Source organism: Verrucomicrobium sp. GAS474, assembly GCF_900105685.1.
GTDB lineage: Bacteria > Verrucomicrobiota > Verrucomicrobiia > Methylacidiphilales > GAS474 > GAS474.
The window spans coordinates 3,631,920-3,648,617 of record NZ_LT629781.1 but is presented as its reverse complement, the minus strand read 5'-3'; the positions used below and the strand labels follow the sequence as shown (position 1 = coordinate 3,648,617).

The window sequence follows — 16,698 nt, the reverse complement described above, 5'->3', positions numbered from 1 at the left end:
GCAAAGAGTCTGAGGGGCGCTTAGTCTCCTCCCGTCCATGAGCAAGAAAGCCCCCGCCCGTCCTTCCAAGCCGTCCCGCCGCGCTTCCCTCACCCGGAAGACAGCCGAGACCGACATCCGCCTCTCCCTCGACCTCGACGGCTCGGGTAAATCGAAGATTTCCACCGGCGTCCCGTTCTTCGACCACATGCTGACGCTCCTGGCGAAGCATGCCGTGATCGACCTCGACCTCCACGTGAAGGGCGACATCGAGGTCGACTTCCATCACACTGTCGAGGACACCGGCATCGCCCTCGGCCAGGCGATCAACAAGGCGCTGGGCGATCGCTCCGGCATCCGCCGCTACGGCTTCTTCTACCTCCCGATGGACGAGACCCTCGTCCGCGTCGCCCTCGATTTCAGCGGCCGCCCCCTCGTCGTCTTCAAGGTGCCGAAGAACGCCCCCCTCATCCGCCTCAAGGCGGGCGATTTCCCCGCGCAGCTCACCGAGGAATTCCTCCGCGGCCTCGCCCAGCACGCGGGCCTCACTCTCCATGTCGAGGTCCTCTACACCTCGGAAGTCCACCACCTCATCGAGGGCGTCTTCAAGGGGCTGGCCAAGGCCCTCGACGTCGCGATGTCCCGTGATCCCCGCGTGAAGGGTGTCCCCAGCACCAAGGGTACGCTCTGATTCCGTTTCCCGGACGGCCATGAATGTTCCCGAGCCCCTGCCTTCGCCCTTGCCGAAGGAAAAGGGAGCGGGCTCCGGAGCCGGGGGGCGCATGGTCTACCTCGATGCCCTGCGCGGCATCGCTGCCGTCGTGGTGGTGTTCCACCACTTTTTTTGCCTCTTCGATTGGGGGTTGATCGAGGGGACGGCGGCGACCTCCCGGCTCGGGTTCGAGCCGGGGATCGCCGTCACCCCGTTCAATCTCCTCTATCAGGGGAGCGGGATGGTCGAGGTCTTCTTCGTCCTCAGCGGCTACGTCCTAGTCTCCGCCTTTTACGGAGCGCCGACCTTCCTCGGGGCGTTGGCGCGGCGCTATGTCCGGCTGGCCGGGGTTGTCTTCTGCGCCTGCCTCTTCGGTTGGCTCCTGATCGCGCTGAATCTCGACTTCGCCGGGACGATCCTCGCCCAATCGCACTCGCCCTACCAGGGAGGGACCGACCGGGTCATCCCCCACCTGGGCGTCGGGGAACTCCTGCGCGAGGCCTTCTTCAACGCCTTCTTCAAGCGCGACGATCCCCACCAATACCTCGGCGGCGTCCTCTGGACGATGCCGACCGAGTTCTTCGGCTCGGTCATGATCCTCGCCGTCATGCTCCTCTTCCGCCGCTCCGCCCGGGCGGGGATGCTTTTCCTGGGGCTCCTGACGGTGGCGTGGTTCGGCTACAGCGTCTTCTTCATGCTGGTGGGGACGTGGCTCGGCCTTGCTTCCCGCTCCTGCCGTTTTGCGTCGCTCCCGCTCTTCGGCCATGCGGCGCGGCGGATCGCGCTCTTCGTTCTCGCCCTTTATCTTCTCTCCTTCCCCTCGACCGCCGATCCGGGCGCGGGTTATCGCTTCCTCCTCTTCGACCTGGGCCGGTTCTTCTCCATCCCCCATTTCTTCCCTCCGATCGATGCGGCCCTCTTCTGGCGGGGAATCGGGGCGGTTCTCTTGGTCAGCGTCGCATTGGCTTCCTCCCGGATGCAGGCCGTATTGAATCGCTTCGGCTTCCTCGGGAAGATCTCCTTCCCGCTCTATCTGACCCATGCCCCGGTTCTTTTCCTCGTCGGGGCCGGAGGCTACCTGGAGCTCCGCCCTCTCCTGCCGGGCGGGACGGTCACGGCCCTGGCCGTTTTCCCGTTCTTTTTGCTCTCCGCGCTCCTGGTAGCCTGGTTGGGCTATCTTTACGTGGAGAAGCCGACGCTCCGGCTCAGCCGGGACGTGGGGGAAAAGGTTGACACTCTCTTGCTGCGTGGTTGGGTTCAATCTGGTAAAACAACGTGAAGCAGACTGAGGATCGAGACTAAGATGATCGGCATTATTGATTACGGGATGGGGAACCTGCGCAGCGTCGAGAAGGCGCTCGAATCGGTCGGGGCGAAGACCCGTTTCATCACCGGCACCTCGGGCCTCGACGGCCTCACCGGCCTCGTCCTCCCCGGCGTCGGGGCCTTCACCGACTGCGTCGGGAACCTCCGCGCGACCGGCCTCTGGGAGCCGATCAAGGAATGGATCGCGGCGGACAAGCCGTTCTTCGGCATCTGCCTCGGCTACCAGATGCTCTTCGAGGGAAGCGAGGAAGGCCCCGACATCGAAGGCCTCGGCGTCTTCAAGGGGAAAGTCGTCCGCTTCCCGAAGACCGACCTGAAGGTCCCCCAGATGGGCTGGAACGAGGTCACCATCGTCCGCCCCTCGCTCTTCACCGAAGGGGTCGTCACCGGGGACCACGTCTATTTCGTCCACAGTTTCTATCCTGCCCCCGAAGATCCCGGGATCGTCGCGATGACGACCGAATACGGTCTCTCCTTCGCCAGCGCCGTGGGCAAGGGGAACCTCTTCGCCACCCAGTTCCACCCGGAGAAGAGCCAGCGCGTCGGACTGAAGCTCCTCTCCAACTTCGCCAAGCTCGCCTCGTAATCCCGTCCTTTTTCCACTCCCTCCCGCCATGATCATCTTCCCCGCCATCGACCTCCTCGAAGGTCAAGTCGTCCGCCTCGAACAGGGCCGCAAGGAAGCCCGCACCGTCTACGGCGACGATCCCGCCGCCTTCGCGAAGTCGTGGAAGGATCAGGGTGCCGAGGCGCTCCACGTCGTCGACCTCGACGGGGCGTTCACCGGGCGGCCCGCCAATCTCGACCATGTCCGCAAGATCGTCGCCGCGATGGGGAACGTCCCCGTCGAGCTCGGCGGGGGCCTCCGCGACGAGGAGACGATCGCCGCCGCCCTCGACACCGGGGTGACCCGCGTGATTCTCGGCACGAAGGCGTGCGAGTCGATCGCGTTCGTCGAGAAAGTCGTCGCCCGTTTCGGCGGGGCGAAGATCGCCGCCGGGATCGACGCGAAGGACGGCAAGGTCGCCGTGAAGGGCTGGACTGAGAAATCGGAGCACGACGCGATTCCCCTCGCGCGGAAGCTCGAAGCCGCCGGGGTCGGCCTCATCATCTACACCGACATCTCGACCGACGGGATGTTCACCGGGCCGAATTACCCCGCCCTCAACGATCTCCTCGCCGCCGTGAAGGTCCCCGTCATCGCCTCGGGCGGCATCGGGACCGTCGACCACATCCGCAAGCTGCGCGAGATCCCGAGCCTCTACGGCGCCATCGTCGGCAAGGCGCTCTACGACGGCAAGGTCACGCTGGGCGAGATTCTGTAGCTGCCGCGGCGTAAGCCGCGACGCGCTTCCGCTCCCGCTCCAATTCCTGCAGCAAGCGGGAGAACTCGGGGACCTCGTGTCCCTTGAGGTCGGCCCGGGCGAGGAATTTCAGGAGCGCCGTCCACGAGGCGGGGCTGAGGAGGAAGGTCTCTTTCATCGGCTCCGGGCTCAAGGGTTGGCTTCGGGACCGGGATCGAGGCCGGGGAGCGAGGCGGGCGGGAAGTTCAACTTCGCCTTCTACGACTGCATGCCGGTCGGCGGCGGCGAGTACAAGCTGGTGCCGAAGCGCCCGCGCAAGATGGTGCCGATCTCCTATGCGGCGAAGCTGAAGGGAATCTCGGTGCAGACGATCCATAATTACATCATTGCCGATTTCCTGAAGACCGTCGAGAGGCCGACGCCGTGCAAGTGGCTGATCGACCTCGGCGAGATCGACGCCCTGCTGGAGCAGACGACCGACATGGAGTTCTGGACGCCGGAACGGAAGGCGGCCTACCTGAAGGCGAAGCATCGCCCGGCGCGGAAGGCCCGTCCGAGGAAGAAGGCGGGGAAGCCCGCCGCCAAGGGGCGGGCCGCGAAAAAATAGCCGCCCGCGCCGATCAATGGAGGCCGGTCACGACGTAGACGGCGATGACGACGAAGACGGCCGTCGTCTTGATCAGGGTGAGGGCGAAGATGTCCCGGTAGGCGACGCGGTGGGTGAGGCCGGTGACGGCGAGGAGGGTGATGACGGCGCCGTTGTGCGGCAGGGTGTCCATGCCGCCGCTCGCCATCGCCGCGATGCGGTGGAAGACCTCGAGGGGGATGCCCGCCGACTGGGCATTCGCGATCAGGGTCTCGGAGAGGGCGGCGAGGGCGATGCCGAGGCCGCCGGAGGCTGAGCCGGTCATCCCGGCGAGGGTGGTGACGGTGACGGCCTCGTTGACCAGCGGATGGGGGATCGCCTTCAGGCCCTGGGCGACGACGAGGAACCCGGGGAGGGCGGCGATGACGGCCCCGAATCCGTATTCGGAGGCGGTGTTCATCGAGGCGAGGAGGGCTCCGGAAACGGCCGACTTCGCCCCCTCGGCGAAGCGGCGGGTCACCGGCTTCCAGGCCAGGACGAGGACGCTCGCGATGCCGATCAGGAGGGCTCCCTCGACGGCCCAGATGGCGGCGATCTTCGGGATCTCCTGGACGACGGGAACGGCCTTGCCGACGACGGTCGAGTCGAACGAGTAGGAGGCGCCGTAGACGCGGGGAATGGCGACGGTGAAGGCCTTGTTCATGATCCCGACGAGGAGGAGCGGAAGGAGGGCGAGGAGGGGATGGGGGATGGCCCGGCGGTCGAAGGGCTCGGGCTCGTTGAGGAGGTCGGCCTCGATGCCGTATCCCTCCCCGGCGGCGGCGGCGGCGCGGCGGCGCCATTCGAGGTATCCGAGCCCCGCGGCCAGGATGACGCCGCCGCCGATCAGGCCGAGCCAGGGGGCGGCGTAGATGGTGGTCCGGAAGAAGGCGGTCGGGATGAGGTTCTGGATCTGCGGCGTGCCGGGGAGCGCGTCCATCGTGAAGGTGAAGGCCCCCAGGGCGATGGTGCCGGGGATCAGCCGCTTCGGGATGCCGCCCTGCCGGAACATCTCGGCGGCGAAGGGGTAGACGGCGAAGACGACGACGAAGAGGGAGACGCCGCCGTAGGTCAGGATCGCGCAGACCAGGACGATGGAGAGCATTGCCCGCCGCGCCCCGATCACCCGGATGACCGAGGCGACGATCGCCTTGGAGAATCCCGACAATTCGATGACCTTGCCGAAGACCGCGCCGAGGAGGAAGACGGGGAAGTAGAGCTTCACGAACCCGACCATCTTTTCCATGAAGAGGCCGGTGAACATCGGGGCGACGAGGGCGGGATCGGTGAGGAGGACGGCCCCCAGCGCCGCGACGGGGGCGAAGAGGATGACGCTGTAGCCGCGATAGGCGACGACCATGAGGAACACCAGCGCGGCAAGGACGATGAGGACGCTCATGGAGGGTGGGGATGCGATGGGCGTGCGGATCAGGCCGCCGTCCAGCCGCCGTCGATCGGGAGGGCGGAGCCGGTGGTCGAGGCCCCGGCCTCGGAGCAGAGGAAGAGGACGAAGGCGGCGACCTGGTCGGCCCGGACGAATTCCTTCGTCGCGTGCTTCGCGAGGATGATCTCCTCGACGACCCGTTCCCGCGGGATCCCGGTGGCCCGGGACTGTTCCTCGATCTGTCCCTCGACGATGGCGGTGTGGATGAAGCCGGGGCAGAGGGCGTTGCAGGTGACGCCGTCGCGGGCGGTCTCGAGGGCGGTCGTCTTCGTCAGGCCGACGAGGCCGTGCTTCGAGGCGACGTAGGCCGCCTTGAACGGGGAGGCGACGAGGCCGTGGGCCGAGGCGATGTTGACGATCCGGCCCCACTTCCGGGCGCGCATGGCGGGGAGGGCGGCCTTGGTCGTGTGGAAGGCGGCGGAGAGGTTGAGGGCGAGGATGGCGTCCCATTTCTCCCCGGGGAACGATTCAAGGGGGGAGACGAACTGCATGCCCGCGTTGTTGACGAGGATGTCGATCGCTCCCGCTTCGGCCATGAGGCGGACGATGTCGGCGGGGGCGGTGAGGTCGGCGGCGATATAGCGGGCGCGGACGCCGTGCGCTGTTTCGAGTCCGGCCCGCAGCGCCTCGATTTCGGAGGCCTCGCCGAAGCCGGTGAGGATGACGTGGGAGCCCGCCGCCGCGAGGGCCTCGGCGAGGGTGCGGCCCAGGCCGCTGGTCGATCCGGTCACCAGCGCGGTCTTGCCGATCAGGGGGCGTTCCATAAAGAAATATAAAGGGATCAGGGACGTTCGACGCAGAGGGCGATGCCCATGCCGCCGCCGATGCAGAGGGTCGCTAGGCCGCGCCGGGCGTTCCTCCGCTCCATCTCGTGGAGGAGGGTGACGAGGACGCGCGCGCCCGAGGCCCCGATGGGATGGCCGAGGGCGATGGCCCCTCCGTTGACGTTGACCCGCGCGGGGTCCCAGCCGAGCTCGCGCCCGACGGCGCAGCTCTGGACGGCGAAGGCCTCGTTCGCCTCGATGAGGTCGACCTCGTCGAGCTTCCATCCGGCCCGGGCCAGGGCCCGGCGGACGGCCTCGACGGGCCCGATCCCCATGATCGCCGGATCGACCCCCGCCGTGGCCCAGGAGACGATCCGGGCGAGGGGGGAGATGCCCCGGCGGGCGGCGAGGTCGCCCCGCATCAGGACGAGGGCGGCCGCGCCGTCGTTGAGGCTGCTGGCGTTGCCTGCCGTGACGGTTCCTCCCTCTTTCAGGAAGGCGGGGCGGAGTTTGGTCAGGGCCTCGGGAGTGGTCTCGGGGCGAATCTCTTCATCTTGCGTGACGACGGTTTCTCCTTTTCGACCCGGCACAGTGACGGGAGTGATCTCGGCGGCGAAGCGCCCTTCTGCCTGGGCTGCGGTGGCTTTGCGCTGCGAGGCGAGGGCGAAGGTGTCCTGTTCCTCGCGTCCGATCTTCCATTGCTGTGCGATGTTTTCCGCCGTCTGGCCCATGTGGTAGTGGTGGAAGGCGTCCCAGAGGCCGTCCCGGATCATGGTGTCGACGAAGGGGACGTCGCCGAGCTTCACGCCCGCGCGGAGGGGGGCGCAGTGGGGGGCGAAACTCATGCTTTCCTGGCCGCCCGCGACGACGATCTCGGCCTCCTCCAGCCGCAGGGCCTGGAAGCCGAGGGCGACGGCGCGGAGGCCGGAGCCGCAGACCTGGCTGACGCCCATGGCCGTTGCCGCGAACGGGATGCCGGCGGCGACGGCGGCCTGGCGGGCGGGGTTCTGGCCCGCGCCGGCCGTGAGGACCTGGCCGAGGATCACCTCGGAGACTTCCTCCGGCGCGACCCCGGCGCGGCGCAGCGCCTCGGCGATGGCGGCCTGGCCGAGGCGGTGGGCGGGCAGGGAGGCGAGCGCGCCCCCGAGGCGGCCGATGGGGGTGCGGGCGGCGGAGGCGATGACGATGTCGTGCATGGGAGAGGTATCTTTAGAGCGAGAGGGTGGCGGCGAAATCGATGAAGAACGGGAGGGCCTCGGGATTCGCCACGGTGCCGAGATTGACGGCCTGGTCTGGGGGCGTCCCGGTGAGGATCCGCTTCACGGGGACCTCGAGTTTCTTGCCGTTGAGGGTGTGGGGGATCGCCGCGACGCGGTGGATGGCGTCGGGGACGTGCCGGGGGGAGACCTCGGCGCGGAGGCGCCGGTTGAGGCGGTCGCGGAGCGCGTCGTCGAGCTCGCATCCGGGGCGGAGGACGACGAAGAGGAGGAGGAGGTCGGCCCGGCCGAGGCCGCCCGTGTCGACGGCGAGCGCCTCGTCGACCTCCTCGCAATCCTCGACGATGGAATAGAACTCGGCGGTCCCCATGCGGACGCCCCCGCGGTTCAGCGTGGCGTCGGAGCGGCCGTGGATGACGCAGGGGCCGCCGACGGCGTCGATCTCGATCCAGTCCCCGTGGCTCCAGACGCCGGGGAATTTCTCGAAGTAGCTGCCGCGCAGGCGGCTCCCATCGGCGTCGCCCCAGAAGCAGACGGGCATGGAAGGATAGGGGGCGGTGAGGACCAGCTCGCCGACCTTCCCGAAGAGGGATTGGCGCTCGTCGGTCCACGCCTCGATCTTCGCCCCGAGGGCGAGGCATTGGAGCTTCCCGGCGACGACGGGGAGATGGGGGTTCGAGAGGATGAAGGCGGAGCAGACATCGGTCCCGCCGCTGGCCGAGCCGAGGACGATGTCCCGCTTCACGTGCTCGTAGATCCAGGCGAAGCCCTCCGGGGGCAACGGCGCCCCGGTCGAGCCGATTCCCCGCAACGGGGCGAGGGCGAACTTCTTGCCCGGCTCCAGGCCCTCCTTCAGGCAGGCCATGAAGTAGGGGGCGCTGGCCCCGAAATAACTGACGCCCTGCCGCTCGACGAGTTCCCAGAGCGCGTGGAAGTCGGGATACTTCGGGCTCCCGTCGTAGAGGACGATCGCGACGCCGGGAAGGAGGAGGCCGGAGACGAGGAAGTTCCACATCATCCAGCCCGAGGTGGTGTACCAGAAGAAGCGGTCCCCGGCGCGGAGGTCGAGGTGGAGGGCGAGGGCCTTCAGGTGTTCGAGGAGGATGCCGCCGTGGCCGTGGACGATCGCCTTCGGCTTCCCCGTGGTCCCCGAGGAGTAGAGGATCCAGAGCGGGTGATCGAACGGCACGGGCTCGAAGAACGGCTCGGCCTCCGCCTCGGCGGCCAGCGCCGTTTCCCAATGCCCGACGGCGACATGGGCGGGGACTTGGAGCGGCGGCGCTCCGGCCTCGTCGGAGAGGACGACGAGATGGCGGAGCGTCGGCAGGCCGGCGGCGATCTCCTCGACCACGGCACGCCGGTCGTGCCGTTTCCCGCCGTAGCGGTAGCCGGGCGAGGCGAAGAGGACGCGCGGCGCGATCTGCGTCAGCCGTTCCAGGACGCCCCGGCTGCTCATCTCCGCCGGGCAGTTCGACCAGATGGCCCCGAGGCTCGCCGCGGCGAGGAAGGCGACGACGGTTTCGGGGGTGTTCCCCAGATAGCCCGCGACGCAATCGCCCTTCCGCACGCCCCGGCGGCGGAGGGCCGCCGCCATCCGGGCGACCCGGAGGCGCAACGCGGCGCGCGTGACGGTCTCCCGCCGTCCCCCCTCCTCCTCGAAGACGAGGGCCTCGTCCAATCCGGTCCCGGTCCCGGCCTGCCGCAGGGCGTGTTCGGCGTAATTCAGTGTCGCGCCGGGGAACCACGGGGTACCGGGCATCGTCGTCTCGCTCCCGGGGGCGAGGGCGCAGGGGGCGGCTTGGTGGAAGCGGACGTCGAAGAAGGCGGCGATCGACGTCCAGAAGGCGTCGGGCTGCTCCGTCGACCATCGCCACAGCGCGGCGTAATCGGCGAAGCGGAGGCCGTGCCTCGACTCGAGCCACGCGAGGTAGCGGGTCAGGTTGGTGCGGGCGACGGTGTCGGGACGGGGCGTCCAGAGGGTGAGGGGGGCGGACATGGAGGGGTTTCCCGGTCAGGGCGTTTCAATGAAGAAGCAGAGGAAGCGGGCGGGCTTCTTGTTGAGGAGCCGGAGGGCGTGATCCTGGGTCGGATCGAAGTAGAGGGAGTCCCCGGCGTGGAGCTCGAAGGGTTCCCCGTCGAGGGTGATCTCGATGTCGCCCGAGAGCAGGTAGATGAATTCGTGGCCGCCGTGGCGGAAGTTGCCCTCCTTGTCGCCGGGGGAGATCGTCAGGAGGAAGGGCTCGACCGGCTTGTTCGGGAAGCCGATCGCCAGCGCCTCGTAGGTGTAGCCGAAGCGGCTGCCGTCGCGGACGGCGATCTTCCCTTTCCCCTTGCGGGTGAGGGTGTGCCGGGACGGCTCCTCGGCCTCGCGGAAGAACTCGGCGAGGCGGACGCCCATCGCCGTCGCGATCGAGACGAGGGTCGAGATGGGGGAGGAGGTCTGGCCGGTCTCGATCTTGGAAAGCGTGCTCTTCGTGATCCCGGCGCGGGCGGCCACCTCGGTCAGGCTCGCCTTCGAGGCGAGGCGGAGGGCGCGGATGTTCTTCCCGACCATGTGTTCATCCATGGGATACGGTGTATCGCCAAAAGAAACGATCGGCAACTGCAAAAGCGAGAAGTCCTCTCGTCTTCGGGAACTGGTCTCCTCAGGACGACGGCTCCGTTTGGGGATCGACGACGAAGATCGCCCAGCCATGGGGCGGCAGGCGCAGGGTCCCTTGGGGGTTCCAGGGCTCTCTCTTGCCGGTCAGGGGATCGAGCCGGATCACGCCTCCGCCGATCGGGAACGTCGTCCTTCGGGCGATTTCTTCCTCACCCTCGTTGAAAAGGAGGAAGCAGTGGAGGTCGCCGATGCGGATATGCCGCGCCCGAAGGGAGGGGGCGGGGGAATCGAGTGCGATCACCGGGGAAAGTCCCTTCAGTATCTCATCCCCGTCCGCGCCCGGCCAGGCGAGCTTCGGGGTTCCGGCGGAGAGGGGGATGTCTTGGTAGCCTTCCTCGACGAGGAGCGCCCGGTAGCGGCCGGGGCCGACGCAAAGCTCCCCGTTTTCGACTCGGGCCGACGCGAGATCGCCCGGTTCGACGTAGTGGAAATCGATCTGCCGCTCGAAGCAGGCCCGCGCGGCGCGCCAGGGCAGTTCCGTCGCCCGGCCCAGGATGGCGACGTGGCAGACGGGCTCCGAGACGGCGTTGAGCCAGCAGAGCCGCCGCATGGCATCGGCCCAGGGCCGGTAATCGGCCCACCACGCGCTGTTCGGGCCCACGTCGGGCGGGCGTTCGTGGCGGCGCGGCCCCCGCATCGAATAGTAGAAGGCGTGGGGCACCAGCAGATCGCAGCCCCGGATGAGCAGCCAGGAGGCGAGCCAGCGTAGCTCGGTGAAAGTCAGGTTCTCCCCGTACGCGCCGGCGAATTCGTTGAGATTGCGCGGACGCTCCCCGTGGAACGCCGCCGAGGCCGCCGCCTTCGCCATGGTCGAGGGGGCGCCTTCGAGGGCGCTCGGCTTATTGGGTTCCACGTGGCGCCAGACGATGTCTTGGCCGGGGATGTGGAGGTGGCGCAGGTGTCCCAGGTCGTCCGGCTCGGCCGGATGACCGGTGAGGGCGATGCCGCGGGCGGCGCACCACCGGGAGAGGGGGAGGTAATAGGTCTCGTCCATCCGGGCGGCGACGGCCTCCGCATATTCCCGGCGGTGGAGCGCGGCGTCGGGCTCGTCGTTGAACCAGAGCGCGGGCAGATGGGGGGTGAAGTCCCGCCCGAGGCGCTTCCCGAGCCATTCGAGGAATTCCCCGCTTCCCGGCTTCGCATCCTGGGTGCGGCAGCGGCTCAGCGGATGGGGTTCGTCGGTGAAGATCGCCTTGATCGTGTTGCCGAAGTATTCCCCCAGTTCGGCATGGAAGCGGTCGTAGACGACCTCGATGAAGCAGCGGACCGCGTCGGGATTGAGGAGGTCGGCGGCGGGCGGCTCCTCCTCGCCGGGGGCGGGCGCGTCTTCGTCGCCCACGTAGTGGAGGCCCCGCACCACGGCGTCGAGATAAGCCTCCCGGATCACGACCTTCTCGCCCGAGCGGCGGGCCGCCACGGCGACCGCGCGGCCTTCCCTCTCGCCGCCCCCGGCCGCCGAGCAGAGCAGGCCGCGCGTCCGGAATGCCGGATTCCGCGCCACGACCTGGCCGCTGGCCGAGCCGCTCGGATACATCCCCTCGTCGTAGAGCATGACCCACATTCCCCGTCGTTTCGCCTCCTCCAGCGCGACGCGCATGAAGGAGAACATCCGTTCGCCGAGCCAGCCGACCTCGCGGGGCAGGCCGATGCGGGGATGGATGAGGAACGCCTCGACGCCGTGGGCCTGGAAGTCGGCGATCTGGCGGACGATTTCCTGCTCGTCCAGGGCGTCGTTCCAAAACCAGAATGGACAGAGGGAGAAATCGGCCGGAGGATGTTCCCATCCTTTCCAATCGAAGGCGGGCTGTGATGCGGGGGTGCTCATGGGGAAAGTCGTTATCTGATGAGGTGGATCATTTCAATCGATGTCATTGACATATTCGCCGTATTAAGTCAGTTTCACATCCGGATGAGATTTTGCGAGGTCTTTTTTTCGGGATGCCGTGGCGTGTCTCGTTTCGGCGGTTTGCCCGGGGGCATGGCGGCGGGTTTGATCCTTCTTCTCCTGGCGTCAGGGGCGATGGCCGAACCTCCGGCTGTCGTCTACCGTTGGGACGCCAGCGCGTGGCTGGAGAAGTACAACCACGCCCAATTCATCGCCGCCCCGATCACCAATCCCGACGGGACGATCGGGGCCCGCATCGCGGTGACGCCCCACAGCGAGCAGAATCCCTATAATCATATCGTGGTGACGGGAGCGGGCCTGAAGGGGGGCAACCAGTACACCGCGGTTCTCACCTTCAGCGTCGAGACACCCACGACTTATCCCCTCTCGTTCTATCTCTTCGCCCGGAATTCGGCGGGGAACCAGTACGACATCTGGCAGACGTGGATCGGCCTGCCCGGGGCGACGCGGACCATCGCCGTCCCCCTCGACCTGAAGGACATCGCCTCGGGGACCTGGAGGCTCCACGTCGGCATCTCCAAGAGGGGGGCGCTCAACATCGAGAGTCTCGTCGTCTATGCCGGGCTCACCTCGGACGGCAAGAGCTCTTATGTGTCGGCGTTGCCGCCGCCCCCGGCTCCGTCGGTCTCGCCCGGCGGGGCGAGCGGCTTCACTCCCTTCACGCTCGCCCCTCCCGCGTTGACGGGGAAGGTGATCACCGTGGCGCCTCCCGCCTACGCGTTCGTCGCCGATGCGCCGGGGGCCGATCCCTCCGTGGCCGTCACCAATGCCGCGGCATTGCAGAAGGCCGCCAAGGATTGCCGCGCCCAGGCCGGGACCAAGCTTCTCATTCCCACCGGCATCTACCGGCTCTCCTCGGTGGCGAGCATCTCCTTCGACTCGTTGAACGACGTCGTCGTCGACGGTCAGGGCTCGACGTTCATCGTCGAAAGGCTGTCGAAGGACGGGCCGGCCTTCCAGCTCAGCCGGTGCAACCGGGTTGAGATGAGGAATTTCGCCATCGACTGGGATTGGGCGACGACGCCGATCGCGAGCCTCGGCGTCGTCTCCAATCTCTCGGCGGATAAGCTGCAGTGCGACTTCACCTTCCCCGATCTCGATGCGGCGGCCACGAAGCTCGCGATGGCCACTCCCTGGCGGAGCATCATGCCGATGGATCCCGTCCACCTGATGCGGAACGATCCGAACATCATCCACATGGCGAAGGCCGCCGTCGTCACGCCGGGGAGCGCCGACAACGTCCTCCATGCCGTCTTCCCCTCCCCGGCGGCGCTCACGGAGGGGGCGACCTACTGCATCCGGCACCTTTACTACGAGATGGCCGGGTTCAAGGTCTCCGATTGCCATGACCTGATGTTCAACTCTGTCGATATCTTCTCGATCCCGGGGATGGGCTGGTTCTTCGCGGGGGACATGCACCGTTTCACTCTCTTGAAGTGCCGGATCGCGAGGAAGCCCGGCTCCCGGACTCCCCTGACCACGGCGGCCGACGGCATCCACGTCGACCAGTCGGTCGGCGACTTCCTGGTGGAGAACTGCAGCATCACCGGGACGGGCGACGACGCGATGAACATCCATGACGAGGCCTACCAGGGGGAGATGGTCCTCGATCCCGCCGACCCGACGAAGCTGACGCTGCTCCACTGCCCCTCGTACCAGCTTCGCCTGAAGGAAGGGGATCCGGTCGATTTCTTCAACGCCGATTTCTCGCAGCTCGGCGGCGGCACGGCTCCCGTCAGCCGTCAGGTGGCCAAGGTTTCGTCGGACAACAAGGCCGTTGACCAGCCGACGGTCGTCCAGTTCACGGCACCGCTGCCGGAGGGGCTCACCCCGTTGAGCATCGTGCGAAACGGGCGGTTCGGCACCCGGAACGTCGGCATCTCCGGCTGCACGATCGAGTATTCGAACGGGCGCGGCATCCTTCTCTCGGCCCAGGGGGCCACGATCTCCGACTGCCGCTTCCTGAGCGTCTACAGCACGCCGATCGACCTCGAGTCCGAGATTATCCAGCCTCTTTGGACCGAGGGGAGGGGGGCTTCGAACATCCGGATCGAAGGCAACGTCTTCGAGAACAGCAACCAGCAGGAGCGTTACGGCGGCGCGACCATCTACTCCAACACCCGGATTCCCTGGGGCCCGACGACGGCGACGCTCTACGACGGCATCACGATCGAGCGGAACCGTTTCGTGAACAGCCCCGGCCCCGTCGTCTCCCTATGCAACGTCTCCAACCTGATCGTCCGTGCGAACCAGGTCGAGGTGGCCGATCCGTTTCCGAACCCGATGCGCCGCACGGGGGCGATCCTGCTGAACCGGGCTTCCTCCGTCCTGCTGGGGGGCAACAAATGGGCCGACGCGCTCGGGGCGCTCTCGGGCGGAGGCCTCGTCTACGATCCGGGGACGGTCTCCCAGCTCGATCCCGGAACCGACTCCGGCGCCCGCTGACGCCGGAGTCCCGCCTCCCGGCTTTCCCTCCCTTATGCTCCACGCCGAACCCGGCCTCCTGAAGCGCTGCGCGACGAATCCGATCCTCTCCCCGCGCGATATTCCCTACGGCTGCGACAAGGTCTACAATCCCGCCGCCTGCCGCCTGGGGGACGAGATCGTCCTCATCGTGAGGACCGATCGCGCCGACGAGCCGCGCCAATGCCTCGGATTGGCCCGGAGCAGGGACGGCATCCATTTCACGGTCGAGAAGGAGCCGATCCTCGTCCCCGCGCCCGACGAATTCGGAAACCTCAACGATCCGCGCGTCACCTTTGTCGAGGGCTGGTACTACCTCGTCTACTGCAACGATCCCTCCGGCCCCGGCCTCCGCGAGGAGGGCATCCACATCTGCATCGCCCGCTCCCGCGATCTGCGCCGGTGGGAACGGATCTACAAGTCGCAGCCCGACAACCGGAACGCGGTGATCTTCCCCCGGAAGATCGGCGGCCTCTATGCCCGGCTCGATCGCCCCTTCCGGCGCGGCTACCGCGCGGAGCATGGCCACGATCTCTGGATCTCCTATTCGCCCGACATGGAATTCTGGGGGCGGCACAGGCTGGTCCTCTCCCATTACGACGTCGAGTGGGGCCATCACAAGATCGGCCCCTCGGCCCCGCCCGTCTGGACGCCCGAGGGCTGGCTCACCCTGTTCCATGGCGCCGAGTGCGATCCGGGCGGCGAGGGCTGGCTCCCGTGGGTCGCCCCGCACGGTTCCTATCCTGGCAAGGTCTACCGCGCGGGGGCCATGCTCCTCGACCTGGAGGACCCCTCGAAGATCATCGCCCGTCGTCGGGAGCCGCTGCTCTGCCCGGTCGCGCCGTACGAGATCGACCCCTATTACCGCCCGAACGTCGTCTTCCCCTGCGGCATCATCGAAGAGGACGACGGCGAGCTGAAGATCTACTACGGCGCCTCCGACACCCATGTCGCGATGGCGACGGTGGCGAAGGGCGACCTCGTCGATTGGGTCCTGGGGCGGCGCTAGCGGACGCGGCCCCGGCCCCGGCTCTGGCCCCGACCTTAAGGGGCCGGGGCGGGAGCGGAAGGCGCTCCCTTTCTGCCCGGGACGTGATAGACCGGTCCCTCGACCTTCGAGTCGTCGGAGATCGTCAGCAGCACGCCGTCGTCGACATAGAACGGCGCCTTGCCCGTCGGGTTCGCTCCGGAGGGGAAGGGGAAGCGGCAACGGGTGAACGTCATCGAGAGGGGGTTCGGGTTGATGGGGACGGGGACGTTGTTGAGGATGATTCCGTTGTTGCCGTCGGGCGGGGCCGCGGCGGAGACGACGCTGTCCGTGATGACGTGGGTGCCGTTCCGCAGGAAGAGATTCGCCGCGTAGTTGTCCTCGAGGACGACGTGGTCGGACCACGACGAGGTCTGGTCCCCGTGGCAGATGCCGGTCGAGTTCCGGCGGGAGACGAGGCCGTGGATGGTCAGCTCGGAGTCCTCGTGCTCGCTGATCCCGTCGTCGCCGCACTCGGTCGCCTCGATGTTCTCGAAGACGAAATCGCGCGTGTGGCCGTGGAGGTTGAAGCCGTCGTTGATCACGCGGCTCACCCGGACGTTCTTCACCACCCAATGCTCGCAGGTGCCGGAGATGCCGACGCCGTTCAGCCGGGTCGGCGATTCAATGGCGTAGTCGGCCAGGCTCTTGGCGGGATCGATCGCGACGTAGAAGGCGGCCTCGGCGTCGACGTAGGTCCACTGCCCGGGCTGGAGCTTCTCGACGGGGACGAAGGGCTCGTGGCGTCCCTTCGAGGTCCGGCCCATGCGGTTCGGCTTGTCGTCCCAGATCATGATGTACCGCTGGAGGATGAAGGCGTTGTTCTTGTCGGCCGGCTTGAGGCCGGGGACCAGGTGGTCGTTCCGGTAGACGCCGGGCTGTCCGGCGACGGCGCTCCACTCCTCCGGCTTCAGGGGATCGCTGCCGGTGAAGAGATTGCCCTGCCCGTCGATCGTGATCGGTTTCCCCTCCTCGCCCGATTTCTCCCGGATGAGGAGCGATTCCCGGATGGGCCGGTCGACCTTGGCGATGATGACCGTGTCCCCGGCCCTGGCTTTGGCGATGCCCTTCGCCGTGGTGCGGAAGGGGAGCTCGGCCGTGCCCGGATTCGAGTCGTTCCCCTTCGCCGGGTCGACGCAATAGGTCTCGGCGCGGAGGCCCGGAAGGGCGAGGCAGGGGAGGGCGACGGAGAGAAGGAGGAGAAGGGGTTTCATGGAATTGCGAAAGGGGACGATTATTTGATTGAAAAAATCTAATCCGAATGTGATT

Annotated in this window: 15 protein-coding genes; 7 read left to right on the top strand and 8 right to left on the bottom strand. The window is 67.5% G+C overall.

Annotated elements, in window-relative coordinates; translation table 11 throughout:
• Nucleotides 1-37 precede the first annotated feature (37 nt).
• The 4 genes from hisB to hisA are packed head-to-tail and all read left to right on the top strand — an operon-like array spanning nt 38 to nt 3,342.
• A complete protein-coding gene (hisB, locus tag BLU04_RS15500) occupies nt 38-670 on the top strand; it encodes an imidazoleglycerol-phosphate dehydratase HisB (RefSeq protein ID WP_093288069.1) in 633 nt (210 codons plus the stop codon).
• Between the two features lie 19 nt (nt 671-689).
• Entirely contained in the window at nt 690-1,970 is a 1,281-nt protein-coding gene (locus BLU04_RS15495; RefSeq protein WP_093288066.1) for an acyltransferase, read from the top strand.
• A gap of 24 nt (nt 1,971-1,994) precedes the next feature.
• Entirely contained in the window at nt 1,995-2,603 is a 609-nt protein-coding gene (gene hisH, locus BLU04_RS15490; RefSeq protein WP_093288063.1) for an imidazole glycerol phosphate synthase subunit HisH, read from the top strand.
• Nucleotides 2,604-2,631: 28 nt separating this feature from the next.
• Nucleotides 2,632-3,342 (top strand): 1-(5-phosphoribosyl)-5-[(5-phosphoribosylamino)methylideneamino]imidazole-4-carboxamide isomerase, encoded by a 711-nt coding sequence (hisA, locus tag BLU04_RS15485; protein WP_093288061.1) that lies wholly within the window; start codon nt 2,632-2,634, stop codon nt 3,340-3,342.
• Here hisA and BLU04_RS15480 read toward each other — a convergent pair.
• A complete protein-coding gene (locus tag BLU04_RS15480; RefSeq protein ID WP_093288058.1) occupies nt 3,320-3,499 on the bottom strand; it encodes a hypothetical protein in 180 nt (59 codons plus the stop codon). The genes hisA and BLU04_RS15480 overlap by 23 nt on opposite strands.
• Before the next feature lie 18 nt (nt 3,500-3,517).
• Here BLU04_RS15480 and BLU04_RS15475 point away from each other — a divergent pair, with 18 nt between their 5' ends.
• Nucleotides 3,518-3,928 (top strand): hypothetical protein, encoded by a 411-nt coding sequence (locus BLU04_RS15475; RefSeq protein WP_093288056.1) that lies wholly within the window; start codon nt 3,518-3,520, stop codon nt 3,926-3,928.
• A gap of 13 nt (nt 3,929-3,941) precedes the next feature.
• Here BLU04_RS15475 and BLU04_RS15470 read toward each other — a convergent pair whose 3' ends face one another.
• The 6 genes from BLU04_RS15470 to BLU04_RS15445 all read right to left on the bottom strand — a co-directional run bounded on the left by BLU04_RS15470 (nt 3,942) and on the right by BLU04_RS15445 (nt 11,858).
• Complete coding sequence (locus tag BLU04_RS15470; protein ID WP_093288054.1) at nt 3,942-5,345, bottom strand: GntP family permease; 1,404 nt, start codon at nt 5,343-5,345, stop codon at nt 3,942-3,944.
• Between the two features lie 29 nt (nt 5,346-5,374).
• Nucleotides 5,375-6,154 carry a 3-hydroxybutyrate dehydrogenase gene (locus BLU04_RS15465; RefSeq protein WP_093288050.1) on the bottom strand — a complete coding sequence of 260 codons (780 nt, stop codon included), beginning with the start codon at nt 6,152-6,154 and terminating at the stop codon, nt 5,375-5,377.
• 17 nt (nt 6,155-6,171) lie between these two features.
• Nucleotides 6,172-7,350 carry an acetyl-CoA C-acetyltransferase gene (locus BLU04_RS15460; protein ID WP_093288047.1) on the bottom strand — a complete coding sequence of 393 codons (1,179 nt, stop codon included), beginning with the start codon at nt 7,348-7,350 and terminating at the stop codon, nt 6,172-6,174.
• Nucleotides 7,351-7,363: 13 nt separating this feature from the next.
• Entirely contained in the window at nt 7,364-9,367 is a 2,004-nt protein-coding gene (locus BLU04_RS15455) for an acetoacetate--CoA ligase (protein ID WP_093288045.1), read from the bottom strand.
• 15 nt (nt 9,368-9,382) lie between these two features.
• Nucleotides 9,383-9,937 (bottom strand): cupin domain-containing protein, encoded by a 555-nt coding sequence (locus tag BLU04_RS15450; RefSeq protein WP_162274705.1) that lies wholly within the window; start codon nt 9,935-9,937, stop codon nt 9,383-9,385.
• A 79-nt stretch (nt 9,938-10,016) separates the two neighbouring features.
• On the bottom strand, nt 10,017-11,858 hold the full coding sequence (locus BLU04_RS15445; RefSeq protein ID WP_093288040.1) for a hypothetical protein: 1,842 nt from the start codon (nt 11,856-11,858) through the stop codon (nt 10,017-10,019).
• Between the two features lie 195 nt (nt 11,859-12,053).
• Here BLU04_RS15445 and BLU04_RS15440 point away from each other — a divergent pair, with 195 nt between their 5' ends.
• Both BLU04_RS15440 and BLU04_RS15435 read left to right on the top strand, forming a co-directional pair.
• On the top strand, nt 12,054-14,384 hold the full coding sequence (locus BLU04_RS15440; RefSeq protein ID WP_157895410.1) for a right-handed parallel beta-helix repeat-containing protein: 2,331 nt from the start codon (nt 12,054-12,056) through the stop codon (nt 14,382-14,384).
• A 34-nt stretch (nt 14,385-14,418) separates the two neighbouring features.
• Nucleotides 14,419-15,411: a glycoside hydrolase family 130 protein gene (locus BLU04_RS15435; RefSeq protein WP_093288035.1), complete on the top strand. Its 993-nt coding sequence runs from the start codon at nt 14,419-14,421 to the stop codon at nt 15,409-15,411.
• Between the two features lie 35 nt (nt 15,412-15,446).
• On the opposite strand, the gene BLU04_RS15430 is transcribed toward BLU04_RS15435, so the two are convergent.
• Nucleotides 15,447-16,643: a right-handed parallel beta-helix repeat-containing protein gene (locus BLU04_RS15430; protein WP_093288032.1), complete on the bottom strand. Its 1,197-nt coding sequence runs from the start codon at nt 16,641-16,643 to the stop codon at nt 15,447-15,449.
• Nucleotides 16,644-16,698: the final 55 nt, after the last annotated feature.

What these genes read in the sequence shown, in the direction of transcription:
- BLU04_RS15440 (WP_157895410.1), top strand. Translation starts at nt 12,054, where the DNA reads ATGGCCGAACCTCCGGCTGTCGTCTACCGTTGGGACGCCAGCGCGTGG.
- hisH (WP_093288063.1), top strand. Translation starts at nt 1,995, where the DNA reads ATGATCGGCATTATTGATTACGGGATGGGGAACCTGCGCAGCGTCGAG.
- BLU04_RS15470 (WP_093288054.1), bottom strand. Translation starts at nt 5,345, where the DNA reads ATGAGCGTCCTCATCGTCCTTGCCGCGCTGGTGTTCCTCATGGTCGTC.
- BLU04_RS15455 (WP_093288045.1), bottom strand. Translation starts at nt 9,367, where the DNA reads ATGTCCGCCCCCCTCACCCTCTGGACGCCCCGTCCCGACACCGTCGCC.
- BLU04_RS15495 (WP_093288066.1), top strand. Translation starts at nt 690, where the DNA reads ATGAATGTTCCCGAGCCCCTGCCTTCGCCCTTGCCGAAGGAAAAGGGA.
- BLU04_RS15430 (WP_093288032.1), bottom strand. Translation starts at nt 16,643, where the DNA reads ATGAAACCCCTTCTCCTCCTTCTCTCCGTCGCCCTCCCCTGCCTCGCC.
- BLU04_RS15445 (WP_093288040.1), bottom strand. Translation starts at nt 11,858, where the DNA reads ATGAGCACCCCCGCATCACAGCCCGCCTTCGATTGGAAAGGATGGGAA.
- hisB (WP_093288069.1), top strand. Translation starts at nt 38, where the DNA reads ATGAGCAAGAAAGCCCCCGCCCGTCCTTCCAAGCCGTCCCGCCGCGCT.
- BLU04_RS15460 (WP_093288047.1), bottom strand. Translation starts at nt 7,350, where the DNA reads ATGCACGACATCGTCATCGCCTCCGCCGCCCGCACCCCCATCGGCCGC.
- BLU04_RS15480 (WP_093288058.1), bottom strand. Translation starts at nt 3,499, where the DNA reads ATGAAAGAGACCTTCCTCCTCAGCCCCGCCTCGTGGACGGCGCTCCTG.
- hisA (WP_093288061.1), top strand. Translation starts at nt 2,632, where the DNA reads ATGATCATCTTCCCCGCCATCGACCTCCTCGAAGGTCAAGTCGTCCGC.
- BLU04_RS15435 (WP_093288035.1), top strand. Translation starts at nt 14,419, where the DNA reads ATGCTCCACGCCGAACCCGGCCTCCTGAAGCGCTGCGCGACGAATCCG.
- BLU04_RS15450 (WP_162274705.1), bottom strand. Translation starts at nt 9,937, where the DNA reads ATGGATGAACACATGGTCGGGAAGAACATCCGCGCCCTCCGCCTCGCC.
- BLU04_RS15465 (WP_093288050.1), bottom strand. Translation starts at nt 6,154, where the DNA reads ATGGAACGCCCCCTGATCGGCAAGACCGCGCTGGTGACCGGATCGACC.